This window comes from Bifidobacterium reuteri DSM 23975 (genome assembly GCF_000741695.1).
Taxonomy (GTDB): domain Bacteria; phylum Actinomycetota; class Actinomycetes; order Actinomycetales; family Bifidobacteriaceae; genus Bifidobacterium; species Bifidobacterium reuteri.
Window position 1 is genome coordinate 25,324 of record NZ_JGZK01000021.1, and the last position, 25,652, is coordinate 50,975.

16 protein-coding genes and 1 pseudogene are annotated in these 25,652 nt (G+C 62.1%); 13 read left to right on the top strand and 4 right to left on the bottom strand.

Annotated features, from left to right (window positions below; genetic code table 11):
• Positions 1–49 precede the first annotated feature (49 nt).
• Positions 50–631, bottom strand: a complete 582-nt coding sequence (dcd, locus tag BREU_RS10675; RefSeq protein WP_044090290.1) for a dCTP deaminase — start codon at positions 629–631, stop codon at positions 50–52.
• Between the two features lie 553 nt (positions 632–1,184).
• On the opposite strand from dcd, the gene BREU_RS10680 reads away from it, so the two are divergent.
• From BREU_RS10680 to BREU_RS10710, 5 genes are all read left to right on the top strand, one after another.
• Complete coding sequence (locus tag BREU_RS10680) at positions 1,185–2,084, top strand: hypothetical protein (RefSeq protein ID WP_044090289.1); 900 nt, start codon at positions 1,185–1,187, stop codon at positions 2,082–2,084.
• 599 nt (positions 2,085–2,683) lie between these two features.
• The gene (gene gnpA / locus BREU_RS10690; protein ID WP_044090287.1) at positions 2,684–4,936 is read left to right on the top strand and encodes a 1,3-beta-galactosyl-N-acetylhexosamine phosphorylase; all 2,253 of its coding nucleotides are present in this window, start codon (positions 2,684–2,686) and stop codon (positions 4,934–4,936) included.
• A gap of 63 nt (positions 4,937–4,999) precedes the next feature.
• On the top strand, positions 5,000–5,812 hold the full coding sequence (nagB, locus tag BREU_RS10695) for a glucosamine-6-phosphate deaminase (RefSeq protein ID WP_044090286.1): 813 nt from the start codon (positions 5,000–5,002) through the stop codon (positions 5,810–5,812).
• A 327-nt stretch (positions 5,813–6,139) separates the two neighbouring features.
• Positions 6,140–6,931 carry an alpha/beta hydrolase gene (locus BREU_RS12490; RefSeq protein ID WP_269147456.1) on the top strand — a complete coding sequence of 264 codons (792 nt, stop codon included), beginning with the start codon at positions 6,140–6,142 and terminating at the stop codon, positions 6,929–6,931.
• A 534-nt stretch (positions 6,932–7,465) separates the two neighbouring features.
• On the top strand, positions 7,466–8,293 hold the full coding sequence (locus BREU_RS10710) for a sulfite exporter TauE/SafE family protein (protein WP_223847963.1): 828 nt from the start codon (positions 7,466–7,468) through the stop codon (positions 8,291–8,293).
• A gap of 387 nt (positions 8,294–8,680) precedes the next feature.
• Here the strand turns inward: BREU_RS10710 and BREU_RS10715 are convergent, their stop codons facing one another.
• Complete coding sequence (locus BREU_RS10715) at positions 8,681–10,756, bottom strand: cation:proton antiporter (RefSeq protein ID WP_044090282.1); 2,076 nt, start codon at positions 10,754–10,756, stop codon at positions 8,681–8,683.
• A 705-nt stretch (positions 10,757–11,461) separates the two neighbouring features.
• Here BREU_RS10715 and BREU_RS12210 point away from each other — a divergent pair.
• From BREU_RS12210 to BREU_RS10730, 3 genes and pseudogenes are all read left to right on the top strand, one after another.
• A pseudogene (locus BREU_RS12210) lies at positions 11,462–11,671 on the top strand (deaminase); the annotation flags it as partial.
• Positions 11,648–12,166, top strand: a complete 519-nt coding sequence (locus tag BREU_RS12215) for a nucleoside deaminase (protein ID WP_308810652.1) — start codon at positions 11,648–11,650, stop codon at positions 12,164–12,166. The pseudogene BREU_RS12210 and the gene BREU_RS12215, both read left to right, overlap by 24 nt.
• A gap of 478 nt (positions 12,167–12,644) precedes the next feature.
• On the top strand, positions 12,645–15,023 hold the full coding sequence (locus BREU_RS10730; protein ID WP_044090281.1) for an alpha-galactosidase: 2,379 nt from the start codon (positions 12,645–12,647) through the stop codon (positions 15,021–15,023).
• Between the two features lie 425 nt (positions 15,024–15,448).
• Here BREU_RS10730 and BREU_RS10735 read toward each other — a convergent pair whose 3' ends face one another.
• Positions 15,449–16,663 (bottom strand): ROK family protein, encoded by a 1,215-nt coding sequence (locus BREU_RS10735; RefSeq protein WP_044090280.1) that lies wholly within the window; start codon positions 16,661–16,663, stop codon positions 15,449–15,451.
• A 177-nt stretch (positions 16,664–16,840) separates the two neighbouring features.
• On the opposite strand from BREU_RS10735, the gene BREU_RS10740 reads away from it, so the two are divergent.
• From BREU_RS10740 to ilvA, 5 genes are all read left to right on the top strand, one after another.
• Entirely contained in the window at positions 16,841–18,127 is a 1,287-nt protein-coding gene (locus BREU_RS10740; RefSeq protein ID WP_044090278.1) for an ABC transporter substrate-binding protein, read from the top strand.
• Between the two features lie 22 nt (positions 18,128–18,149).
• Positions 18,150–19,088, top strand: a complete 939-nt coding sequence (locus BREU_RS10745) for a carbohydrate ABC transporter permease (RefSeq protein WP_044090276.1) — start codon at positions 18,150–18,152, stop codon at positions 19,086–19,088.
• A 21-nt stretch (positions 19,089–19,109) separates the two neighbouring features.
• Entirely contained in the window at positions 19,110–19,994 is an 885-nt protein-coding gene (locus tag BREU_RS10750) for a carbohydrate ABC transporter permease (RefSeq protein WP_033889483.1), read from the top strand.
• A gap of 521 nt (positions 19,995–20,515) precedes the next feature.
• A complete protein-coding gene (locus tag BREU_RS10755; protein WP_044090274.1) occupies positions 20,516–22,336 on the top strand; it encodes a glycoside hydrolase family 13 protein in 1,821 nt (606 codons plus the stop codon).
• 272 nt (positions 22,337–22,608) lie between these two features.
• Complete coding sequence (gene ilvA / locus BREU_RS10760) at positions 22,609–23,874, top strand: threonine ammonia-lyase (RefSeq protein ID WP_044090273.1); 1,266 nt, start codon at positions 22,609–22,611, stop codon at positions 23,872–23,874.
• Between the two features lie 141 nt (positions 23,875–24,015).
• Here the strand turns inward: ilvA and BREU_RS10765 are convergent, their stop codons facing one another.
• Positions 24,016–24,777 carry a Sir2 family NAD-dependent protein deacetylase gene (locus BREU_RS10765; RefSeq protein WP_044090272.1) on the bottom strand — a complete coding sequence of 254 codons (762 nt, stop codon included), beginning with the start codon at positions 24,775–24,777 and terminating at the stop codon, positions 24,016–24,018.
• Positions 24,778–25,652 lie beyond the last annotated feature (875 nt).

The following is a 25,652-nucleotide window of genomic DNA, read 5'->3' on the forward strand; positions in this document are numbered from 1 at the left end:
AACCGGTCGAGCCGATGTTCCACACATCAGCGGCCGGTCGGTATACGGATTAGTCGTCGATATGAGCTCGGTAGAAGTTCACGTATGAGCGGCTCGGTGTCGGGCCGCGCTGGCCCTGATAATGTGAGCCGGTACCTGCAGAGCCGTACGGATGCTCGGCCGGCGAGCTCAACTGGAAGAAGCACATCTGGCCGATCTTCATGCCAGGCCACAGTTTGACCGGCAGCGTGGAGACGTTCGACAGCTCAAGCGTGATGTGTCCCTCGAAGCCAGGGTCGATGAAACCCGCGGTCGAATGGGTCAGGATGCCCAGACGTCCGAGCGAGCTCTTGCCCTCAAGTCGGGCGGCTATAGTCGGGTCCAGCTTCACATATTCCCAAGTGGATCCCAATGCGAACTCGCCGGGATGCAGAATCCAGGGCTCATCGGGGCCAACCTCGAACTGTTCGGTGAGCGCCCCCTGATTCTCGGCAGGGTCGACATAGGTGTAGGCATGGTTATTGAAGAGGCGGAAATACCGATCCAGCCTGACATCGATGGAAGCGGGCTGCACCATTTCGGGAGTCCACGGTTCGAGCGAAATATGACCAGCGGACTGTGCGGCGATGATATCGCGGTCGGACAGCAGCATAGAGAAACTCCTTGAATGACAATACTGCGGTCAAGTTTAGCGCCCAGTGCGGAAACACAGCATGCGGTAGTCGCGGGAGGGCGTGCGCGCAGGATACGAGATTCTCAGGTTATTCCCAGAAAACATCAGCATTAGACACAGAAACCAGTGGTTATATAAGAAATGTCAGCGGAAAGCTGATCAGGAACAGCAGCAGTTCCCGATAATTGAACCCCTTTCTTCTTCTCTCTCCTTTCTCTCCCCGGCGCCAACCCGCCGGGGTTCTTTTTTGCGCGGGCGTCGCCGATGCTTGCAGTTGCGGATACTCGCACTGAGATCCCTCAGTGCACGAAATTCTCGAGAATTGCCCATCTCCCGAGAATTTGCGTCGCTGGGAGTCGGTCAGTGCACGTAATTCTCGAACATTGGGTTGTTTTCGAGAATTTGCGTCGCTGCTGCGAAACGGGGATCGTCTATAACGCCTTCCGCCGGTCTCGCGTTCATCCCATGGGATGACGACCGTCTCGGCCCTACGGCGATATACTGGCAATCAGCCGGACGAGAGGGAACTCTTATGGGGAAGAACAACGAGGAATACGACTTTTTCGACGGTGCGGAGTATGAGGACGCTCCCCGGTCCCGGAGCGCGCGCGGCGGTCGCCAAGGTTCGCGCCTTTCAGGCAGACGCGCGGCGCGACTGAGAGTAGACAGTCCTGCATCGAAGGTGCTGCGGCGTTTGGCGCTGGTGACGGGTCTCCTTGCTGTTGCGGCGGGTGCGGCATCCGCCGCACATGAAATCGCGCCCTATGCCATTCCTTTCCTCGTCGATATGCCCGGCCGGTACATTGCGGTCGCCGCCGCGGTGCTCATAGGGCTCACCCTGATGTTCGTGATCGGTGCTCGTGCCACCATGCCGCGCAGCTCGACGCACGGAGGCGTCGGCGGAGGCGGCATCGTATGCATGGTGCTGGCCTGTGCGTGTCTGGTGGTCGGTGTGGCCGTGGGCGTACTGTTCCCGGACGGTTTGATTCTGCCGGATAACGACAAAGCCCCAGTGGAGAGTACTCAGCAGATGGAACAGGGCATCGAACAGGCGGCCGGCACGTGCGCGGCCGGCTGGCAGGGTATGGATACCGGTGGCTTGCCCGGTGTCTCCACGGTGCAGATGTGCGCAGAGCCGCGTATGGCGTTCGTTTCGTTCGAGTCCGAGACGATGGCCGCAGTGGGCAAGGCCCCGATCAAGGTGAAGATCGCCGAGCTGCTGGCACAGTATTCGAATAACGAGAAGGCTCAGGGCGATTGGCGACTGCTGGTCGGCAAGCGTTGGATGGTGTTCGCCGAGGCCGACAACATCACCAAGCTGCAGCAGCAGTGGGGCGGAGATATCGAGAACATCACTGCCGACGATGGCGCTGCTGATACCGATGCTACTGATGATGCCGGCTCCGGTGCGAACGCCGATGCTGGTCAGTGATCGGCGATTGCCTAGCGGTCCGTTTCACAATTGTCGTGTGGTGCTGGCCCCCTCTGATGGACGTTGCCGTGAAGCAAACAGCGGAGCTGTTTGTAGGCAACGTGCGAGCCGACAGGCGAGCCAGCAGGATGCGCGCGCAGCGCGTCCGAAATTGCGGGGACGTTGCCGTGAAGCAGACAGCGGAGCTGTTTGTAGGCAACGTGCGAGCCGACAGGCGAGCCAGCAGGATGCGCGCGCAGCGCGTCCGAAATTGCGGGACCGTTGCCGTGAAGCAGACAGCGGAGCTGTTTGTAGGCAACGTGCGAGCCGACAGGCGAGCCGGTCAACCGCGCGCGAAGCGCATCCACAATTGCAGGACGAGCTGGCCCGGCGAAGCGGGACTGAGGGGTAGTGAATTAATCAACGAACTTACGGCGAGGCATATTAGCGTTTGATCGCCTGTATCCCTGAGTCCCACGTCAATCCGACGTGCGCTGTTCGCCGTCGCCAGTGCAGTGGGGCGCGCGGCTGTCGTACGCTTCCGGACGACCGGAGCGCATGATAGAATTCATTTTGTTAACAATATTAACAACCTATCTGAAATACAGAGAGGAGCGCTCATGAGCACTGGGCGTTTTACGATTCCCAGCGAAGAGAACTTCGCCGAGAAAACCAAGGAGCTCGCTGAGCTGTGGGGCGCCGACGCCATCCGCAACTCTGACGGCACACACCTGGACGAAGCCGTTCAGGCACTTGGCAAGAAGATTTACAGCGCATACTTCCCGACCCGCGCGCACAACGAGTGGATCACGCTGCACATGGACGAGACGCCGCAGGTCTACCTGCTGACCGACCGTGTGCTGGCCGAATCCGATGCCGTGGATGTGCCGCTGATGGACGGGTTCTTCGCCGAACAGCTGACGCCCAACCGTGACGCCGACCCGCACAAGTACTGGGAAGTGGTCGACCGCACCACCGGAGATGTGGTCGCCCCCGAACACTGGACGCTGGACGCCGATGCCGACACCGTGCACGTGACGGGCGTTACCCCGATGCATGAGTACACGGTCTCCTTCATGGCCTACATCATCTGGGATCCTGTCGAGATGTATAACCACCTCACCAACAACTGGGGTGACAAGGAGCACGAGATCCCGTTTGACATCTACCATCCGGCCACCCGCAAGTTCGTGTTCGACACCTTCGAGCAGTGGCTCAAGGACAACCCGCAGGTGGATGTGGTGCGCTTCACCACGTTCTTCTACCAGTTCACCCTGCTCTTCGATCCGAAGCATCGCGAAAAGGTGGTGGACTGGTTCGGTTGCTCCTGCACGGTCTCCCCGCAGGCGCTCGACGATTTCGAGAAGCAGTACGGCTACCGTCTGCGCCCCGAGGACTTCGTGGACGGCGGTGCCTACAACTCCGCATGGCGCGTGCCCCGCAAGGCGCAGCGCGACTGGATCGACTTCCTTTCCGGCTTCGTGCGCGAGAACGTCAAGAAGCTCGCCGACATGTCCCACGCGGCCGGCAAGGAAGCGATGATGTTCCTCGGCGATCAGTGGATCGGCACCGAGCCCTACAAGGAGGGCTTCGGCGATCTGGGCCTGGATGCTGTGGTCGGCTCCATCGGCGACGGCACCACCACCCGCATGATCGCGGACATCCCCGGCGTGAAGTACACCGAAGGCCGCTTCCTGCCGTACTTCTTCCCGGACACCTTCTACGAGGGCAACGACCCGAGCATCGAAGGCCTCGACAACTGGCGCAAGGCCCGCCGCGCCATCCTGCGCTCGCCGATCTCCCGCATGGGATACGGCGGCTACCTGTCCCTCGCGGCCAAGTTCCCGAAGTTCGTGGACACCGTGACGCACATCGCCAACGAATTCCGCGACATTCACGACCGCACTGATGGCAAGGCAGCCGAAGGTGAGCTCAACGTGGCCATCCTCAACTCCTGGGGCAAGATGCGCTCCTGGATGGCCTTCACTGTGGCCCACGCGCTGCCGAACAAGCAGACCTACTCGTACTACGGCATCCTCGAATCCCTCTCCGGCATGCGCGTCAACGTGCACTTCATCAGCTTCGACGATGTGCTCGAGCACGGCGTGGACCCGGACATCGACGTGATCATCAACGGCGGTCCGGTCGATACCGCATTCACCGGCGGCGACGTATGGGCCAATCCGAAGCTCACCGAGACCCTGCGCGCCTGGGTGCGCGGCGGCGGCGCCTTCGTGGGCGTCGGTGAGCCGAGCTCCCTGCCACGCTTCCAGGCCGGACGCTTCTTCCAGCTCGCGGACGTGCTCGGCGTGGATGAGGAGCGCTTCCAGACCCTGTCCATCGACAAGTATTTCCCGCCGGTCACCCCGGACCACTTCATCACCGAAGACGTGCATGTCGATCCCGAAGCCCGCAAGGCTTGGGAGGAAGCCGGCTACCGCATCCCGCTGTCGGGCTGCGGCGGCGGTCAGGGCAAAGCACCGCTCGGCGGCATCGACTTCGGCGAGCCGGTGGCCAACACCTACCCGATCAACGAGGACGTGACGCTGCTGCGCGCCGACAACGGCCAGGTACAGCTCGCCGTCAACGAATACGGCAAGGGCCGTGGCGTGTACGTGTCCGGGCTTCCGTACTCGGCGGCGAACGCGCGCCTGCTCGAACGCATCCTGTTCTACGCCTCCCACAACGAGGACAAGTATGCGGCATGGAGCTCGTCCAACCCCGAATGCGAGGTCGCGCACTTCCCCGAACGGGGCATCTACTGCGTGATCAACAACACCGAGGAGCCGCAGACCACGACGGTCACGCTGGCGGACGGCAGCACCGAGACCTTCGACCTCGAAGGCAGCGGCATCGCCTGGCGCAACGCCTGATCGGGCTTATTGCCGAACATCTGTAACCATCACCACAACAATGGAGATATCTAAGGAACAGTTATGACTGAAGTCATCATTGTCAAGAACCAGGAAGAAGCCGGCCAGATCTACGGCCGTGCCGTCGCGGACCTCATCAAGGCCAAGCCGGACGCGGTGCTTGGCCTGGCCACGGGTTCCAGCCCGCTGGCCGCCTATCAGGCGCTCGCCAAGATCGTCAAGGACGAATCCATCGACGTATCGCAGGTGCGTGGCTTCGCGCTGGACGAGTACCTCGGCCTGCCGCTCGAGCACCCGCAGTCCTACCATTCCACCATCCACCGCACGGTGGTGGAGCCGCTCGGTCTCGACCCGGAGAAGGTGCACGTGCCCGGTGACATCCTCAACGGCGCTCCGCTTGAGGACGGCGACAAGATCGCGCTGGCCGGCCCGGCCTACGATCGTGCGATCGAAGCCGCCGGCGGCATCGACGTACAGATCCTCGGCATCGGCACCGACGGCCACATCGGCTTCAACGAGCCGGGCTCGTCGCTCGCCTCCGGCACGCGCGTCAAGACCCTGGCCGAGCAGACGCGCATCGACAACGCCCGCTTCTTCGACGACGACATCAACCAGGTGCCGACCCACTGCATCACGCAGGGCATCGGCACGGTGCTCAAGGCCCGTCATCTGGTGCTGCTGGCGTTCGGTTCCGGCAAGGCCGAGGCCATCGAGGAGACGGTGGAGGGCGGCGTGTCCGCGTTCTGCCCGGCCTCCGCGCTGCAGCTGCACCCGCACGCCACCATCATCATCGATGAGGAAGCCGCCAGCCGCCTGCGCCACAAGGACTACTACCGTTACGCCTTCGCGCACAAGCCTGCCTGGCAGGGTATCTGATCGGTACGCCTGCGTGGCCGACAGACCGCCTCGCTGAGGCGTCGCGGAGCTGATTCGCCCCATACTGCCCGAATGTGACACACATCATGGTCACATTCGGGCATAGTCATATTGAGACCATTTACCATAAAACACATGAGCAACGAAGCCAACTCCCGCATTCCATTGGTCGGTGGCGAATCCGGTGAAGTCCCCGGCCATTATGGCGACCCGCTGACCGTGAGCCATGCCGCCACAGCGCGCGGTGGATTCGGCCAGCACCTGACCCATCCGCTGTTCCTGTTGCTGCACGGCTGGGGGTCGAACGAGCAGGAGATGGCGGACATCATGCGGCTGATCGCGCCATACAACGACTACGTCGCGCTGCGCGGGCCGCTGACCTTGGCGCCGGCGCAGGAGGAACGCGAGGTCGGCGGCGACAGCGGTTCGACGTCTACGCGACAGGCCGGTGGCGCGGAATCGGCGGCTGAGGAGGCCTCGGCGGTTGCGGCGGATACGAGCTCGGCGGAATCGCCAGCTGAGGAGGCCTCGGCGGGCTCGGCATGCACGTCCTCCGACGCAAAAGCTCAATCGCCTCAAGCCCGCGCGAATCATACGGTTTGGCACACCGGCGGATGGACGGCTGCGACGGGCGAGCCCGGCAACTATGCGTGGCTGCACGGGGCGATGCCCGTAGGCGAGGATCGTGACTACGATGCGTACGCCGCGGCCTGCGCGGTCGACGACTGGGTATCTGCGAACATCCCCGCCGACCGCGACATCGTGCCGCTTGGCTTTTCCCAAGGCGGCCTCGTCGCCGTGCACCTGCTGCGCATCAATCCCGAACGGTACCGCGCGGTCATCAGCTTGTCCGGCTTCAACGCGCCCGGCCAAGTGCCCGGCACCGCGCCCGCCGACGACCGGCTCGCCGACTACGACATCCCCGTGTTCTACACCTACGGCAAGAACGACGGTGTCGTGCCGAAATACGAACTGTTTGCCACTGCGGCATGGCTCGAGGAGCACACATGGCTCAAAACCAAGAGCTACCACGGCCTCGACCACAATGTGAGCCTTGAGGAGTTCGCCGATCTGCGCCAGTGGCTGCTCGACAACGACATCACCTCGGGCGTGCTGTAGCCTCGGTTGTGCCGTGGCGGGCGGTACGGGTGGGCGGCCGGGCACCGGTGGTGTGGTTGGGTGCGCCGCCGTACGGTACGGAGGCCCGGGGTGCCGGCGGGTGGCACGGGTGGGCGGTGGTTCTGGTGACGCGGTGGCGCTGGGGCGCGGTGGCGCTGGTTGGGCGGTGGTCCGGTGACGCGGTGGTTGGTACGTGCTGGGGCGGCTGGTGGCGCGGTTGGGCGGCGGTTTTCTGGTGACGCGGTGGCTCCGGTGAGGCTTTTGGAGGCTTCTGGAGGCTGTATGTTCGCGTTCCAACCTATACCCCGCGAACATACAGCCGGTTATTGCCGCAAAAACGACTGTAAGTTTGCGCCGCCTTCGTTGGGACGCGAACATACAGCCGGTTCGGCGTTCATTCCGTGCTGTGTCGCACCAATGCTGCGTCGGGTCCCAGGCTGGCTTCCGCGTCGGTGCCGCGAGTCTAGGCTGAATCGATTGCGCCAGACGGACATTGCGCCGCACGTACGTTGCCGCCGGTCATAGACTGGGGCCGTGAGCACAGGGGATAACGCAAGGGGTCTTGCAGACAGCATCGATCAGAATCATCTGGATGAATCGCCGCGCGGGCTGGCGATTATGGCCGTGGTGGGCGTGGCGGTCGGCATACTGTCCGGCATGTTCGGCATCGGCGGCGGTACGGTGATCGTACCGGCGCTGGTCTGGCTCGGCCTCACGCAGCGGCATGCGGCGGCCACCTCGATGATGGCAATCGTGCCCACGGCCGTATCCGGCGTGGTTTCCTATGCCGTGGGCGATGATGTGGATTGGATTGCCGCAGTCATCATTTTCGCCGGCATGTTCGTGGGCGGACAGATCGGGTCGTGGCTGCTGTCTAAACTGCCGGAGCTCGTGCTGCGATGGGCGTTCGTGCTGTTCCTGGTGTTCGTGATCGTGAACCAGGCCATGTCGAACCCCTCGCGTGATTCACGCATCGTGCTGAACGCGGCAACGGTTGCAGGACTAATCGCGTTTGGAGTGATTGCCGGCATCCTGGCCGGACTGCTGGGCATCGGCGGCGGGGCGATCTGTGTGCCGGCGCTGTCGATCATCTTCGGGGCGAGCGATCTCATCGCGCGTGGCACATCGTTGCTCGCCATGTTTCCGAACGCTATCACCACGTCCGTGGCCAATGCGCGTCGGCGTATGGTGCATATCAAAGCCGCTCTGATCATCGGAATCGTCGCCGCGCTGACCGCGCCCTTGGGCACGTGGATTGCCGAAGCCGTGACTCCGAGGACCGGTGCGATCCTGTTCACCGTCTACCTGTGTGTGCTGCTAGTGCGTTCGCTGTTCGTGGCGCTCAAAGCCGCCCGTCGCTGACCGAGAGAGCGGCTGCGCGTAGGCGAGGGGAGCGGCTGCGCCGCGACGGTGATGCAAGTTAGATGCCGGAATCGGCATCAACTGGTATGGTCTCGCCTTCGGCGAGGCTGGTTTCTGCGAGCCTACGGACAGTCCACTGGATTGTCCGTTCGTTGGCTCGTAGGATGCAGGTCTAGATGCCGGAATCGGCATCGACCTGCCGAGCCGTTTAGCGTGCAGCCCGGTGGGCTGCGCGTAGGCGAGGGGAGCGGCTGCGCCGCGATGGTGATGCAAGTTAGATGCCGGAATCGGCATCAACTGGTATGGTCTCGCCTTCGGCGAGGCTGGTTTTTGCTGGGCCTGTGAGAGTCCACTGGACTCTCACTGTTCGGCCCAGAGGATGCAGGTCTAGATGCCGGAATCGGCATCGACCTGCATCACATAAATGTTGCGACGGAGTATTTTGGCTTGAGGACGGCTGATGTCTCCGGCTTCGAGCATGTCTTGGATCACGCGCAGCTCGATGCCGTAGCTTTCGCGCTTGACCTCCTCGACCTGTCCTATGACCGCCGCCGAACCGCTCATGGTCGGTCGGGCCTTGAGCGAGGCCTCGGCCCGTCGATAATCGAGCAGTAGCGCGGAGCAATGCTCGGTGTTGTATGTGTCGCGTCCCATCTCATCAACCAGACGGTCAATCACATGATGGATCACCTCGATCTGCAATGCGCGCGTGCGGGCGAATATCTGGTCCTCGCTCACCAGCGGCGCGGTGTGCCGAATCTTGGATATCGTGCGCTTGGCGACGTTGTTCACGCGACGCTGCAGCATGCGTGCACGGCCGCGGATCTGCGACACCGTATGGCCATCCGCCTCGGAATCCACTGCGGTATGCCGCAGCGTGTTCATGATCTGATCGAGCATGCGCTCGCAAGCTTCCTCGTTCAGCTCCTGTGTGGCGGGATCAGGGTCCGGATGGGCCTTGATTGCATCCAATTGCTGATGGATGAACTGCTTCTCCCAATGCAACGCCTCAATCTGCAATTGCTCCAGACCTTGCGGGTCGGCGGTGCCGATGCGCTGCTTCAGCCTGCTGATGCGCTTGGTGTACAGGTCGATCACCATCAGAATCGCTCGACGGTTCTCGGGCGTGATGCGACCTGTCAGCTCCTCCACAGTAGCGCGCAATACATCCACGGTGATGGGAATCATTTCGGTGGCGGGATCCTTGCCGCGGTTTGGCGCGAGCAACGGCAACAGGAAGTTCGCCAGCAGCAGGGTGAGTACGATGACGCCGGAGGCTATGAACATCAGTTCGTCGCGCATTGGGAAATCGGCGCCGCCCGCGATGGAATACGGGATGGTGAACATCAGTGAGAGCGTGATGGTGCCTTTCGGCCCGCCGAATGTCATCACTGCAGCCGAACGCCAGCGTTCGGGTGTCATACGGCGTCGGTGGCCGGTATACGTGTCGCGCGCGATGCGCAGCATGCCCGCCACCCAGGCGAATCGCAGGACAATCACTATCGCAGTGACCAGCAGGATGATGCCGATCAGCACCAGATTGCTGATGCGCGGGTCGGACCAGCTGGTCATCATGGCGCCCGGCAGCTGCATTCCCAGCAGGATGAATACCGCGCCGTTGAGCGAGAAACTCAGCACTCCCCACACCGACGTCGACACGATGTTTGTGCGTGCCACATTAGGCCCCACGCCGGTGCGGTCGAATCGGATGAACAGGCCGGCCGCCACCACGGCCAGAATGCCGGATACGTGGAATTCCTCGGCTCCCAGATACAACAGGAACGGGAGGAACAGTTCCATGAGGATGCGTGTGGTGGTGGTCTCCCAGCCGAGCGATCGCACTGTCTCGAATACCCAATTGGCGAGCACCGCCACCACGAGGCCGAACGCTGTGCCGCCGATGAACGACACCACAAACTCGCCGGCTGCCTCGCCGACCGCGAACCGGCCGGTGAAGGCCGCGGCCAGTGCGAACTGGAATCCCACGATGCCGGATGCGTCGTTGAACAGTGATTCGCCCTTGAGCACCCCTCGCTGACGCTGTGTCAGTGACGCTTCCTTGCCGAGGGAGCTGACGGCCACTGCGTCCGTCGGCCCCAATGCCGCGCCCAAGGCCAGTGCGGACGCCAGCGAAATCGCCGGCCAGACGGCGTGCAGGATGAAGCCTACAGCCACCATCGTCGCGATCGCCAGGCCAATGGCGAGCGAAAGGCTGAGTTTCAGGGTTTTCAGTAGCGCGGATTTGTCGATTTCGTGCGCTTCGAGATACAGCAGCGGTGCGATGAACAGCACCATGAACAGTTCAGGATTGAGGCGGGCGTTCGGGAAGAACGGCAGATACGCCACAAGCACGCCCAGTGCGATCTGCACCAGAGGCGTGGATACTTTCGGAATGAAGCGACTGGCGAACGAACTGACCACTACGGCCGCGATAATGCACATGATAAGTTCGAATACCGCCATGATTGTCCTTTCTTCCCCGGGGCAAGTATATGGGAACCGTTAGGAAATCCAGTTACATGGCATGGCCCGCCGTTTGTGATAAGCGCATGCCGCGGATTGCGTGGGTGGGGTGTTCTGTTGGTTGGGCCGAGGGTTTGCCTCGTTGAGGGTGTGTGAGCTGGATGATTCGTCGGTTGTACCGAGGTCTTGCCTTGCTGACGGAAGGTGAATGATGCAGAATCGTGGTCTGTCCGAGGTTTCGCTCCGCTGGGGGTGTGTGAGTGATGCATTTCGTCGATTGACTAGTGGTCTTGCCTCGCTGACGGGCTGTGAGTGGTGTGTTTCGTTGGCTGGGCCGTGGTTTTGCCTCGTTGGGGGTGTGTGGGCGGGGTGTTTCGTCGGTTGGGCCGGGGTTTTGCTTCGCTGACGGGTTGTGAGTGGCGCGGAATCGTGGTCTGTGCGAGGTTTTGCCTCGCTGACGGGCTGTGAGTGGGGTGTGTTCCCGGTCGGTCCGAGGTTTCGCTCCGTTGACGGGTTTGTAGCGGGGTGTTCCGTCGGCTGGGCCGTGGTTTCGCCGCGTTGAGGTGGGCGAGTGGGGTGTTTCTGTGGTTGGGCCGAGGTTTCGCCGCGTTGAGGTGGGCGAATACAGGGCGTGAGCGAATACGCAGCGCAGGCCCCGGCGCCGCATGCGTACGCGCATGACTATTTGCTATGTAGACTCGCAGTATGGATCTGAGAGTGGCATATACGCAGGCGATGCGCGAGGCGCTGGCGCTGGCCCGGCAGGCTGCCGAGGCCGGCGACGTGCCGGTCGGCGCGGTGGTGCTGGATGCCGCCGGGCGGATAATCGGCCGAGGCTGCAACACGCGCGAGGCGCATGGCGATCCACTGGCCCATGCCGAGATTCTGGCGATGCGCGAGGCCACGCAGACGCTGGCCAAGGCCGGTTCGGATACGCGCGACGCTGCGGAAGCTGCTGATATGGATGATTCTGATATGGATTTCCGCGGAGTCGGTGCCGCTAAGCCGTATGCCACACATCGGCAGTCGGATTGTATGGCATGCCGAACGGTTTCGGATGATGAGATTGCGGCCGATGGGGCTGCGGCCGAACGCCCGTGCCGCAAGGCACAGTGTCCGCACAGCGAGGCGCACTGCGCCCGCGTCCGCGCTCGCTCCCACTTCTGGAATCTTGCCGACTGCACGTTGGTGGTTACGCTCGAGCCCTGCCCGATGTGTGCAGGCGCCTGCGTCCAAACGCATATCGGTTCGATTGTGTTCGGTGCGTGGGATGCCAAGCTTGGCGCATGCGGTTCGGTATGGGATATTCCGCGCGATCCGCACGTCGGACACGCACCCGAGGTGTACGGCGGCATACTCGAGGCCGACTGCCAAGCCGTGCTCACCGACTTTTTCACCGCCCGTCGCTGACGTTCGACGTTCGGCGGTACTTGGTATGTCTTTCCTCGGGGTACAGGTGTACCCACCGTGTAGGGAAGGCCGCACGGTGTAGGGAACATCCCACCGTGTAGGGAAGCAAAATGGCTTTATTCTGCGGATTTGATCGTAAGGGCACTATTCGGTTCCCTACACCATGGGGAAGTCCCTACACCGTGGGTGGGTTGAACGTGGATTGCGACGGTTGGCGGACGGGTTCGCGGCATCACGTGACTGCGGTATTGCGTGGATTACGGCGGCACAGCACAGAAATACTTGCGTTGTGCAAGAAACACGCGGCGTCAAAGCAACATATTCGCCTGCGCCTACCATCGGAATCAGCGATACAACAGAAAACCGCTCGCTCGTGCTCTTGCTTGATGCGACACAGTCCTGCATATGCCGACTCATGCCGGCGCTGGCTGGGCCCATCACTGCCGAGCCGGCCGACCAGTCAAAGGAGACCCCCATCATGTCCGATTCCCAAGCTCGCACATTCACCGGTGCAGCAGCCGACGGCACCCGACTTACCGCCGTCTACCTTGAACAGCAGGCCGCGCGCGCGGCCGTAGGCCTGGTATTCGCCGGCGATGAACTGCCGCGTATCGTGCACTGGGGCCGCCCTCTCGCCGATCCGGAGACACTGCTCGACTCGTATGATGCGTTGAAGCCGCAGCGCATCTCCGGCGGACTTGACGAAACCGTATGGCCCACCGTGCTGCCAACGCAGGCCGAAAGCTGGATCGGCGAGCCGCGTGTGGTACTGCGCCGCGCCGGCATCGAACTGTTCCCCAAGTTCACCGTAACCAATATCGCCGCTGATGGCGTGCTGCCCGCCACGTTGGACGCCTCGGGCGCTGACCAATATGCCGATGTGACCGGTCACTTCCGCACCACCGGTCCGGTCCAGGTGCCTGGAGTCGTGGTGGATGCCATCGATAAGGAGAGCGGCATCGCCCTCGAATGGCGACTCGAGCTGCTGGACGGCGGCCTCGCCCGCCAGAAGGCCGCGGTCACCAACCTTGGCGTGCCGGCTTCCAATCCTTCGGCTGATTCCTCGGCGGACCCCTCGGCTGATGCCGCCGCAGATGCCACAGCAGATGCCGTCGCCCCGCTTGAGGTCGGCAAAATCGAGCTCGGCTTCCCGGTCCCCGAACTGGCCGGCGAAATCCTCACCACCACCGGTCATCATCTGCATGAGCGCAGTCCGCAGCGCCAGCCGCTGACCGTCGGACGATTCGAGAAGCCCCAGCTCGCCGGCCGCCCCGACTTCGACGCCTCCCTGTTGCTCACCGCCGGCGTGCCCGGCTTCGGCTTCGAGCATGGCGAGGCATATTCCGTGCACGTGGGTTGGAGCGGCAATTCCGTGCTGTCCGTCGAGCGCCTGCCGTACACGCAGGGCGTCATCGGCGGCGGCGAAGTCCTGCTCGGCGGCGAAGTGGCATTGGCTCCTCAGGGCGAAGGTGAGAGCTCGTATGAGACTCCGTGGCTGTTCGGCTCATTCGGCGATGGCCTGAATGAGATCGCCGCACGATTCCACGCCTATGTGCGCTCCCGCCATCCGCGGCTGTTCGCCAAGGGCCGTCCGGTGATCCTCAACACGTGGGAAGCCGTGTACTTCGACCATAACTTCGATACGCTCAAGGCGCTCGCCGACAAGGCCGCAGCATCCGGCGTCGAACGATTCGTGGTGGATGACGGCTGGTTCGGCTCCCGCCGAGACGATACGTCGGGTCTGGGCGATTGGCAGATCTCCCAAGAGGTGTGGCCGGACGGTCCGAAGTCGCTCAAGGCGCTTGCCGACTATGTGCACGGCAAGGGCATGCAGTTCGGCCTGTGGTTCGAGCCGGAAATGGTGAATATCGATTCCGACGTGGTGCGCGCCCACCCGGACTGGATTCTTTCCCCCACCGCGGGCCGACTGCCGATGCAGGGCCGCAGCCAGCAGGTGCTTGATCTCACCAATCCCGACGCATTCGCCTACGTGTTCGGCGCGATGGACTCGCTGGTAGGCGATCTCGGCATCGACTACATCAAGTGGGACCATAACAAGCTCGTCACCGAGGCGGCTTCCCGCCGTACGGGTCGCCCGGCCGTACACGCGCAGACCCTGGCCGTCTATGAGATCTTCAAGGGATTGAAGCAGCGCCACTCCGGACTGGAGATTGAAAGCTGCTCGTCCGGAGGCGCCCGCGTCGACCTCGGCATTCTCGAATACGCCGATCGCATCTGGGTGTCCGACTGCGTCGACCCGGTGGAACGTGCGGACATCCAACGCTACACGTCGTTGCTGGTGCCGCCGGCCATGATGGGCGAGCATGTCGGAGCCAGTCCGGCGCATTCCACGCAGCGCGCCACCAGCCAGGAACTGCGCATGGCCATGGCGTTCTTCGGCCATATGGGCATCGAATGGAACCTGCTGAAGGAGCCGGAGGACGCGCTCGCCAAGTTGGCCGTATGGGTGGCCGAGTTCAAGAAGCACCGTGATTGGTTCGCCATCGACGCCTGCGTGCATGCCGACGCCAACGACCCGGCCGTGCGACTCGACGGCATGGTGATGCCGAGTGGCGACGCCGCCATTTACCGTTTCACCCAGTTGACCACGAGCCAGACCTATCCTGCAGCACCGGTGCGACTGCCCGGACTCGACCCGACTCGTCGCTATCGTGTGAGCCCGCTCGACCCGTGCCTCGACCTCGAAGGCTCCATCAGCAACGGCCAAAGCACGCTTGGCTGGTGGAACGCAGACGGCGTGGTGCTGACCGGCGAGGCCCTGCAGCGCTACGGCATCCGTCCGCCGTCCCTCCACCCCCAGCAGGCAGTCCTGTTCAAGGCCGTGGCGTTAAGCTGACAACCCAGTGGGTTGTCAGTAGCCACGGCCTGAGCGAGGCGGTAGCCGAGCGAGGGTGGGTTGGGTCTTCGCGTAGCGAAGTCCGTGATTGCTGTTCGTGGCGTTAAGCTGACAACCCAGTGCCGAACCGTGAAGCGGACAGCCCAGTGGGCTGTCCGTAGGTGAGGGGAGCGGCTGTGCCGCGACGGAAATTCGGGAGAATTTCGGTCAGTAGCCACGGCCTGAGCGAGGCGGTAGCCGAGCGAGGGTGGGTTGGGTCTTGCCGGTAGGCAAGTCCGTGGTCGCTGTTCGTGGCGGAACGGAGGCATCGATCTTCGGCCGATGTCAGTGTTGTGGTTGGACCGGAAGAAACGGCGAGGCTCCCTCTGATGAGGGAGCCTCGCCGCAGCAGGCGGACTGAGGGAGAGAAGCGCGCCACCAGCTGCCTAGCCGATATGCTGCACGATTACGCGACTGGCGGCTGCCTTGGCCCACAGCTGCCAGTCGTGGTTCACGATGGTGAACCTCACCGGCTGGGTCTGACTGTGCCGGTACAGGCGGATGCCGTCGCGCAGTGAATCGGTGCCCAGCTTGGCTAGGAACGCTGATTCCCCGGCAATCATCACATGCCCTGGCATGGCGATGTTCGCCACCGTGGCCACGAGCGTGCCCAATCGGAAACAGGTGCGATTCACCAGTTGCGTGGCCTGTGGGATACGTGCGCGGGCGTCGCGCACGAACTCCTCGAATGTCACCGCGCGCCCGACAATAGCCGAATACTGCTCCGCGATGGAATCGTCGGTCAAACATTGCGAGCATCCGATATGGCCGCTGGTGCAGCGCGGCCCTTCCGGGTCCACCAGCACATGCCCCACCAATCCATAGCTCTTATCCGGATACGCCACCGGCTCGCCGTGCACAGCCAGCGAATAGCCCACGCCCACGCCGATCGTCACCACGGCGAACATGTCCAGTCCCACGCCGGGGCCGAACCAGGAGGCATCCACCAGCAGCGAGTCGATGTCGTTGAACACGCCGCACGGGAGTCCGGTCGCGGCTTGCACCATGGCGCCAAGATCGATGGGCGCCTCCCAGTGCAGGAATGGCGCGAACGTCACTACGGAATCCTCGATCACATGGCCGCCGACCGCCACGCCGACCGCAGTGGGGGAGGGTAGACCTGCCGCGACTACGTCGTTTGCGCACGCTGCCGTGAGGCGCGCTATTCCGCTGCTGACATACTCGGGTGACTGGTCCTCGCCGATCGGCAGCTCGTGGCGCTGGGATATCACCTCGCCATGCGCGTTCACTGCGGCGGACACTATCGAAGTGCCATGCACCTTGACGCCGACGAACGTGCGCGCATTTGAGCACAGGACAAGCGCCGTCTGCGGACGGCCGCGCCGGTCGGAGCTCTCCTTCGGTGTGAAACGCTCCGGCAGCTTGCCGGTCATGCCGACAGTGGCGCTCGCCGGCAGCTCCTCGATTACGCCCGCGTAGATGAGGTCGCTGGTGATACGGGACAACGCCCCCTGACTCAGCCCCAGCATCTGGGCCAGTGTGGTGCGTGCGATTGGTCCGTACTGGGCCACGGCTGCGGCCACCCGATGCGTATGCTCCGATCCGGAAAACCACTGCGGAATCGCATTGGAATCAGCCATCGCGCCCCTTTGCATAAGAATTAATTGCGTTAATCACAAAATACCGCGTTTTTACTTGCCTGCGCAAGGAGGCTCGCGGTCGCTGGGAATGAAATCGCGCAATCGATACCTTTGACAGTGGAGGAATTGCCATCGGCGCAGGTGCCGTTGGCGGTAGGAAACACTAAGGAGCCAGCAATGCTGTCAGATTCCCATCCAACTCCCAAACCCAGGCGCATAGGCACTCGCGTGGCCGCCGTGGTCTGCGCGCTCGCCGTGGGCTTTGGTCTGGCAGGCTGCGGTTCAAGTACCGCAGGAACCGTCACTCTTGATTTCTTCCAGTTCAAATCCGAGGCTGCAGACACGTTCAAGGCCATGGTGCAGGACTTCGAGAAGCAGAACCCGACCATCAAGGTCAACATCAACAACTCCGCCAACGCGCAGACCGATCTGCGCACACGCTTCGTGAAGAACCGTGTGCCGGACGTCATCACGTTCAACGGTGACATCAGCTTCGGCATGTTCGCCGCGTCCGGCGTGTTCTACGACTTCACCGACGAGCCGATCGTGGACGAGCTCAACCCGGGCATGGTGAACATCGCCAAGAACCTGGTCCAGACCACGGACCCGGCCAAGAAGCGCCTGTACGGCCTGCCGTTCGCCGGCAACGCCTCGGGATACATCTACAACAAGGATCTGTTCAAACAGGTCGGCCTCGATCCGGAGAACCCGCCCACCACCTGGACCGAGTTCACGGACATGCTCAACACATTCAAGGCGGCCGGTATCAATCCGATTCAAGGCACGGTGGCGGACGCGTGGACCACGCAGGCGCCGCTTGCCTCGCTCGCCGGCACGCTCGTCCCTGAAACCAAGTACACCGAGCTGAAACAGGGCAAGACCACCTTCCAGGAACTGTGGAAGACGGCAGTCGAGAAGGAGGCCGAGCTCTTCACCTACTCCACCGCCGACACCGGCGTCACCTACCAGCAGGGCACGCAGAGCTTCGCCCAAGGCAAGGCCGCGATCATCCCGCTCGGCACCTACGCCATCCCGCAGATCCTGCTCATCAATAAAGACATCAACCTCGGCTTCGCGCAGATGCCTGCCTCGGATGATGCCGACGAGCAGATTCTCACCGCCGGCGACGACGTGATGCTTACCATCGGCGCCAACACCAAGCACAAGGACGAGGCGATGAAGCTCGTCGAGTTCATGATGCAGAAGGAACAGCTCGACGCCTACGCTGACGCCCAGTCCGCCATCACCCCGCTCAAGGACACGTACTTCGGCAACGAAGCGCTGGAGACCGTGCGCCCGTTCTTCAAGGAAAACCGTCTGGCCGACTTCTGCGACCACTACATTCCCTCGTCCATCAACATCGGCGGCTATCTGCAGACCATGGTGACCTCCGGAAACACCGACCGTTTCCTGAGCCAGATGCAGACCGAATGGGACAAGGTCCAGGCCAGGACCTTCGAGTGACGAGCAGGAGAGGAGAACAATAATGTCCAACGCAACCATCGGTCAGCCAGCATCGCGCAAGGCCGCCAAGTCGGCCAAGAGGAAGGTGTCCACCTTCTCCAAGCGCAAGGTCGATCCCGCCTACTACTGGATGGCGGTCCCGGCGGCGATCATCTTCGCCTTCTTCCTGTATCTGCCGTTCCTTGACGGTGTGAAGTACTCCTTCACCAACTCCCAGGGCTACGGCGACTACAAGTTCATCGGCTTCAAGAATTATCTCGCCCTGTTCCAGGACAACCGTGTGGGCCACGCCTACCTGTTCACGCTGCTCATCGCCATCGCGATCACGGTGCTCATCAATGTGATCGCGCTGTTCCTGTCGGTGCTGCTGAACTCGAAGATCGCCTTCAAGAACGGCTTCCGCGCCATCTTCTTCGTGCCTTACACCCTCTCCGTGCTGGTCATCGGCTACGTGTTCAAATACATCTTCATGAACCCGCTGCCCGAGCTCGGCAAGGCGCTCGGCATCGAATGGCTGTCCACGTCGCTGCTGACCAGCGAGCAGCTGAGCTGGATTCCGATCGTGTTTCTCGCCGTATGGCAGGGCGTGGCCTACTCCGTGCTCATCTACCTTGCCGGCCTGCAGACCATCGACGATGAGATCTACGAGGCCGCCGCCCTTGACGGCGTCAACCCGTGGCAGAAGTTCTGGAAGATCACCTTCCCGCTCATCGGACCGTTCTTCACCATCAACCTCGTGCTGTCCATGAAGAACGCGCTCGGCACGTTCGATCAGGTCGTGGCCTTGACCGACGGCGGCCCGAACTCCGCCACCGAAACGGTCACTTACCTCATTTGGAAGGGCGGTCTGACCGGTGGCGAGTATGCCTACCAGACCGCGAACGCCGTGCTCTTCTTCATCGTGCTGGCGATTATCGCCTTCATCCAGCTGCGCATCTCCCGCAGCCAGGAACAGATCTGATTTCGGGTAGAGGAAAGACCAATGACTACTGCAACTCTCGCTTCGCCATCCAAGTCCGGCGCTTCCGCCAAGGCCGCGCCCGTCAAGTACCGCAAGGACCGCAACATAAACTGGTGGCTGACCGCCGCCGTGGCCGTGCTGTCGCTGACGATTCTGGTACCGCTGTATTTCACCATCGTCACCGCGCTGAAAACCCCGGCCGAAGCCGGTACGTTCGCCCTGCCCACTTCGTGGCAGTGGGGTAATTTCGCCGACGCCTCCGCCAAGGTGAACTATCCGAAGGCCGCGCTCAACTCCGCAATCATCACGGTCGTGGCCGTGGTGCTCACCCTGCTGACCAACACCTTCGTGGCCTACGCGGTGGCCCGCAACATGGACAAGCGGTTCTTCCGCTTCCTGTACTACTTCTTCATCGCCGCCATGTTCGTGCCGTTCCCGGTGGTCATGCTGCCGATCGCCAAGCAGATGGGCTCGCTGCATCTGGATAACCAGCTTGGCCTGATCATCCTGTACACCGTTCTCGGTCTGGGCACCAACCTGTTCATCGCCACCGGCTTCATTCGCTCGATTCCGGTCTCGCTGGAAGAGGCGGCGCGCATCGATGGTGCGTCCACGTGGCGCATCTTCTGGACCATCATCTTCCCGCTGATGAGCCCGATCAACGCCACCATCGCCATCCTGACCGCGCTGTGGGCTTGGAACGACTTCCTCCTGCCGTTGATCGTGCTTACCGACCAGTCGAACCAGACCATCCCGCTGGCCCAGTACGTGTTCAGCTCGCAGTTCGCCACCAACTACCCGATGGCCTTCTCCAGCTACCTCATGGCGATGGCCCCGATCCTCGTCGTCTACATCTTCGCCCAAAAGTGGGTCGTCGGTGGTGTGATGAGAGGAGCCGTTAAATAAACAGTCCGGTGGACTGTTTATAGGCTCCTCCGAACGGCGGCAGTCGTGAGGCAGGGAATAGTCCGCCGTGAGGCGGTTTGCTGAGTGAAGTAATAGCAGCGCGAGGCGCTGCTATTACTTCACAGCGCCGAGCGAGACGAGTCGATTAAGGCAACAGCCCGCTGGGCTGTTGCCCGACTCGGGCGGTCGATAGACCGCGCACTCGCGAGGTAACACTGAGCCTCGCCTTAGGCGAGTCCGTAATTGCAGGGCGCCGTTAAATAAACAGTCCGGCGGTCTCTCCGTATGCTCCCCTCCTTGAGGGGAGCTGTCAGCGAAGCTGACTGAGGGGAGCCCACTTCGTTGAGGGTTGTCCTCAGCGCAATGCCTCCGTACCGGTACTCCGCATAATTACTTTCCGCCACGCCCGACAAACAGCCCGATGGGAATGAAACCATCGGGCTGTTTCAATATCCGTATAGCCAAACCGGCAACAACGACGTTTGCATTGCTTGCAATGTTTGCATAGAAAGGCACCCATCATGACGGAATTCAACCGACCGACTCTGCCCGATGCCATCCGTACCAACGGCGCGACCCCGAACCCGTGGTGGTCGAACGCAGTGGTCTACCAGATCTACCCGCGCTCCTTCCAGGACACCAACGGCGACGGATTCGGCGACCTCAAGGGCATCACCAGCCGCCTGGACTACCTCGCCGACCTCGGCGTGGACGTGCTGTGGCTCTCCCCGGTCTACAAGTCCCCGCAGGACGATAACGGCTACGACATCTCCGACTACCGGGACATCGACCCCCTGTTCGGCACGCTGGAAGACATGGACGAGCTGCTCGCCGAAGCCCACAAGCGCGGGCTCAAGATCGTGATGGATCTGGTCGTCAACCACACCTCCGACGAGCACGCCTGGTTCGAGGCATCCAAGAGCAAGGACGACCCGCACGCGGACTGGTACTGGTGGCGTCCGGCCCGTCCGGGCCACGAGCCCGGCACGCCGGGCGCGGAGCCGAACCGGTGGGGCTCCTATTTCGGCGGCTCGGCATGGGAATACTGCCCGGAGCGCGGCGAATACTATTTCCACCAGTTCTCGAAGAAGCAGCCGGACCTCAACTGGGAGAACCCGGCCGTGCGTCACGCGGTGTACGACATGATGAACTGGTGGCTCGACCGTGGTGTTGACGGCTTCCGCATGGATGTGATTACGCTGATCTCCAAGCGCACGGACGCCGAGGGTCGTCTGCCGGGCGAATACGGCTCCGAGCTTGAGGATCTGCCTGTGGGCGAGGAGGGGTATTCCAACCCGAACCCGTTCTGCGCGGACGGCCCGCGTCAGGACGAGTTCCTCGCCGAGATGCGCCGTGAGGTGTTCGACGGGCGCGATGGCTTCCTCACGGTGGGCGAGGCGCCGGGCATCACCGCCAAGCGCAACGAGCACATCACCGATCCGGCCAACGGCGAGCTCGACATGCTGTTCCTCTTCGAGCACGTCGATTTCGACTGCGAAGGCGTCAAATGGAAGCCGCTGCCGCTGGATCTGCCGAAGCTCAAGTCCATCATGGCGGGATACCAGACCGCAGTGGCGGACGCGGGCTGGGCGAGCCTGTTCACCGGCAACCATGACCAGCCGCGCGTGGTGTCCCGCTGGGGCGATGATTCCAGTGAGGAGAACCGTGTGCGCTCCGCCAAGGCGCTGGGCCTCATGCTGCACATGCATCGCGGCACCCCGTACGTGTATCAGGGCGAGGAGCTCGGCATGACCGACGCCCACTTCACCCGCCTCGACCAGTATCGCGACCTCGAGTCCCTGAACGCCTATCGCCAGCGCGTCGAGGAAGCCAAGGTGCAGTCGCCGGAATCGATGATGGCCGGCATCGCCGCCCGTAGCCGTGACAACGCCCGTACCCCGATGCAGTGGGACGGCTCCGCCTATGCCGGTTTCACCGCGCCGGATGCGCCCAGCGAGCCGTGGATCGAGGTGAACTCGAACCATGCGGCGATCAACGTGGCCAGCGAATTCGACGACCCGGATTCCGTGTACGCGTTCTACAAGCAGCTCATCGCGCTGCGACACGAGCGCCCGATTATCGCCGCCGGCGATTGGGAGCTGATTGACGCCGCCGACGAGCACGTGTACGCATTCACGCGCAGTCTGGGCAAGGAGCGTCTGCTCGTCGTGGTGAACATGTCCGGACGCACAGTCGATCTGCCGCATGATACCGCCGAGCTGGTCGCCACGGGTGTCGCCGAACCGGACATCATCATCACCAATTACAACGCCAGCCACACGGTCGTCTCCCTCGCCAACGGCGAGCTCGACCCGTGGGAGGCTGTTGTCATCCAGCTGTAGTTCCGCTGCGCTCCTCGGAATATCGAGTCCGGAGGCGCTATCTGTCTTGAATGTGGTACCTCGGTGCTTTTTCGGAAAGCTATCTGCTTTGAGTGTGGTACCCAAACCAGCAAACGCCGAGTATAAACGTTGATCTTGCAGTGTTCGTACTCGATACATTCTTAGTTGGGCACTACATCCAAGACAGATAGCTTTCCGAAAAGCCGCTAATGTACCTCACTCAAGCGAGATAGCCGGCGCCTTTCGGAAGTGGGGTGCTTACAATACCCACTATGGAACAAAAGGAAGTGTTGAAAGCGCTGCAACGCGACCATGCAGCGGAACTCAAGCTCGCCGCCGAGCGACTCAAGGGCACTGCCCGTCATACGGAGATTATTCCCTCACCTGCACTGAGCGAACTGACTGGCCATGAGATTCTTCTCAAGCCTGAAAACCTGCAGGTCACCGGCTCCTTCAAGATTCGCGGCGCCTACAACAAGATCGCCTCGCTCAGCGAAGAGCAGATCGCCCGCGGCATCGTTACCGCATCTGCAGGCAACCATGCGCAGGGCGTGGCGTACGCCGCCCGTGAGCGTGGCGCCAAGGCCACCATCTGCATGCCGACCATCACCCCGCCGCTCAAGGTGGATGCCACCAAGGCCTATGGCGCCGACGTGGTGCTGTACGGCGATGTGTTCGACGAGGCGGCCGCCCACGCCGCCAAACTCGCCGAAACCGAAGGCATGATCTACGTGCCGCCGTTCGACGATTACGAGGTCATCTGCGGTCAGGGCACCATCGGGCTCGAGATCCTCGAGGACGTGCCGAACGTCACCGATGTGGTCGTGCCGCTTGGCGGTGGCGGTCTGGGTGCCGGCGTGGCGCTCGCCATCAAGACGTTCAAGCCGGACGTTCGTGTGATCGGCGCGATTCCGGAGGGGTCGCCGGCGTGGAAGAACTCGTTTGCTGCGGGCCATGTCACCGAGGCGGACCAGGTGGTGACTTCCGCTGAAGGCGTGGCGGTCAAGCATCCGGGTGATTTGCCGTATGCGCTGCTCAACGAATTCCTCGACGATCTGGTCACTGTAACCGAGCGTGACATCAATGAGATGATTCTGCTCATGCTCGAAAAGCACAAGCTCGTGGTCGAGGCTGCTGGAGCGGTTTCGCTCGCCGCGCTTGAGCACTTGAACCTGCGCTCCCGTAAGTTCGCTGCCGCGCAGGGTCCGCATGTGGTGGTGCCGATCATGTCCGGCGGCAATATCGATACGGTGACTATGGGTGCCGTGATTCAGAAGGGTATGATCGCCCGCGGTCGCATCATGAACTTTGAGGTCGAGCTGCCGGATACGCCGGGTCAGCTCGTCAAGGTGGCTACGCTGCTCGCCAAGGAACGCGCCAACGTTATCGCGCTCGACCATGACCAGTTCAAGGCATCCGGCCATTACACCAACGCGGTGTCGCTGGGCGTCACCGTAGAGACCAATGGTCCCGATCATATCGACCGCATTCTGGACGCACTGAAGAAAGCCGGATTCCAGCCCAAGCGCATCTATTAGGCGGTTCGTGCCTGTTAATCGGTAGCGCGTATTGAAAGGGCTCGTTGCAATGTCATCATTGCAACGAGCCCTTTGATCGTTCATGGCTGCCTTACCGAATGCATGCGATGGCCTTCCGGATTCCGCCGCTCAGTCGCGGCCTCAGCCCTCGGCCTCCGCCGCGATGGTCTCGTCGACCAGCTTGGGCAGGGCCACGGCGATGTCCTCGTGGATGAGGCGCGTCGCGAGGCGGTCGTACTGCGTGGAGCCCATGTTCATGATGGTGATGGGCACGCCGGCCTGAGCTGCGACCGGCACGATGCTGGCGGCCGGGTACACCTCAAGCGTCGAGCCGATCACCCACAGCTCGTCGGCCTTGGTCGCGCGGTCATATGACTTCTCCATCGCACCGTCCGGCAGCGCCTCGCCGAAATACACCACGTCGGTCTTGATGATGCCGTTGCAGGGCATGTCGCCACGGTACTTGAGCTTGCGGTGGCAGTGCGGGTCCGGTTCCTCATCCAGTCGCGCCATGATGTCGGCGGTATCGTACTGCTGGTGGCATTTCATGCAGTGCGAGGTGCCGATGGTGCCATGCAGGTTGACGATGAGGTCGGGCGAGTTGCCGGCCTTCTCGTGCAGCGCGTCGAAGTTCTGCGTGGCGAGCAGCGTGAGCAGCCCGGCCTTCTCCAGTTTGACCAGAGCCTTATGGGCCGCGCCCGGCTGCGCGTTCCACACGGGCGATTCCTTCTGCCAGCGCCAGGAGTATTCGCGGTCCTCCTTGTTGTTCAGGAACAGGTCGATGTCATAGACGCTGGTCTGCTCGGGGTGCTTGGTCCACACCCCGTCAGGCCCGCGGAAGTCAGGAATGCCGGCCGACGTGGAGATGCCGGCCCCGGTCAGTACAGCGATTTTCTTACTCATACCTACAGGTATACCCGCCCTCGATGAACAGCGGTTGACGGGATTGCGTAGGCTTCTTCCAGCCGTGTAAGGCCCGGGGCGTGAAACGGTACGATCAGCATTGGTTGCAAGCTGTATCGCAACGAGGCGGTCGATATGCGCCAGAGTTGTTCAATGGGGTTCATGGCGCCTCTGAAACGTCGCAGACAAAACAACGATTTGAAAATGGGGCATCGACGCGGATGCAGTGGATATTGCAATGGGCGCAGAGGACGGGACGCCGGCATCAATCCGCGGATATGCGCGCAGCTTGCCGGCTCCGCGAATGTGCAGGCATCAGGCGCGCTGCGTACGGATGGTGCGTTGCGCCTGCGCGTTAGAGGCTGGTGGATTGACGGTGAATTGATGGTGGGGAAGCGCGACACGCGCGCCGAATGGTGGATGTTGCCGTTTTGAGAACTATGCGCTGGGTTATTCTGGCGGTAGCAGGGCTCGGGGACCGTTTGGGGGGCCTTGTGCGACACGCCGAGGGAAGCGCGCTGTGGAGCCGTTTCCTTGGGGTTTTGCGCGCCTCGGTTTGCGTTTGTTCTTGTGTTCGTGTAAGTTATTCACCTGTTGCCGCTCAGCGTGGCGGGCTTCCTTCCTGGTGTTGGTTGGCCGCCTGCTGGTGTGGTGGTGGTTTGAGAACTCAAGAGCGTGTTTGTACTACTTTTTAGAGTTCGTTTTTTGATTGCCAGTCTGTTCCGAGCCTGTCGGGGTTTTCCTGGTGGGTCCTTGGTTGGTTGATTCGGGACAGGGTTTTTCGTGCGTACCTCTTTTCCTTATAAAGGGGTGACGTCAATTTTGTTTTTGGAGTCATCTTTCGGTATGTTTTTCCATGAAGTTTTTTTGTGGAG

Bases quoted from the DNA above. Each gene is read 5' to 3' on its own strand.
- dcd (WP_044090290.1), bottom strand. From the start codon at position 631: ATGCTGCTGTCCGACCGCGATATCATCGCCGCACAGTCCGCTGGTCAT.
- BREU_RS10680 (WP_044090289.1), top strand. From the start codon at position 1,185: ATGGGGAAGAACAACGAGGAATACGACTTTTTCGACGGTGCGGAGTAT.
- gnpA (WP_044090287.1), top strand. From the start codon at position 2,684: ATGAGCACTGGGCGTTTTACGATTCCCAGCGAAGAGAACTTCGCCGAG.
- nagB (WP_044090286.1), top strand. From the start codon at position 5,000: ATGACTGAAGTCATCATTGTCAAGAACCAGGAAGAAGCCGGCCAGATC.
- BREU_RS12490 (WP_269147456.1), top strand. From the start codon at position 6,140: ATGCGGCTGATCGCGCCATACAACGACTACGTCGCGCTGCGCGGGCCG.
- BREU_RS10715 (WP_044090282.1), bottom strand. From the start codon at position 10,756: ATGGCGGTATTCGAACTTATCATGTGCATTATCGCGGCCGTAGTGGTC.
- BREU_RS12215 (WP_308810652.1), top strand. From the start codon at position 11,648: ATGCGCGAGGCCACGCAGACGCTGGCCAAGGCCGGTTCGGATACGCGC.
- BREU_RS10730 (WP_044090281.1), top strand. From the start codon at position 12,645: ATGTCCGATTCCCAAGCTCGCACATTCACCGGTGCAGCAGCCGACGGC.
- BREU_RS10735 (WP_044090280.1), bottom strand. From the start codon at position 16,663: ATGGCTGATTCCAATGCGATTCCGCAGTGGTTTTCCGGATCGGAGCAT.
- BREU_RS10740 (WP_044090278.1), top strand. From the start codon at position 16,841: ATGCTGTCAGATTCCCATCCAACTCCCAAACCCAGGCGCATAGGCACT.
- BREU_RS10745 (WP_044090276.1), top strand. From the start codon at position 18,150: ATGTCCAACGCAACCATCGGTCAGCCAGCATCGCGCAAGGCCGCCAAG.
- BREU_RS10750 (WP_033889483.1), top strand. From the start codon at position 19,110: ATGACTACTGCAACTCTCGCTTCGCCATCCAAGTCCGGCGCTTCCGCC.
- BREU_RS10755 (WP_044090274.1), top strand. From the start codon at position 20,516: ATGACGGAATTCAACCGACCGACTCTGCCCGATGCCATCCGTACCAAC.
- ilvA (WP_044090273.1), top strand. From the start codon at position 22,609: ATGGAACAAAAGGAAGTGTTGAAAGCGCTGCAACGCGACCATGCAGCG.
- BREU_RS10765 (WP_044090272.1), bottom strand. From the start codon at position 24,777: ATGAGTAAGAAAATCGCTGTACTGACCGGGGCCGGCATCTCCACGTCG.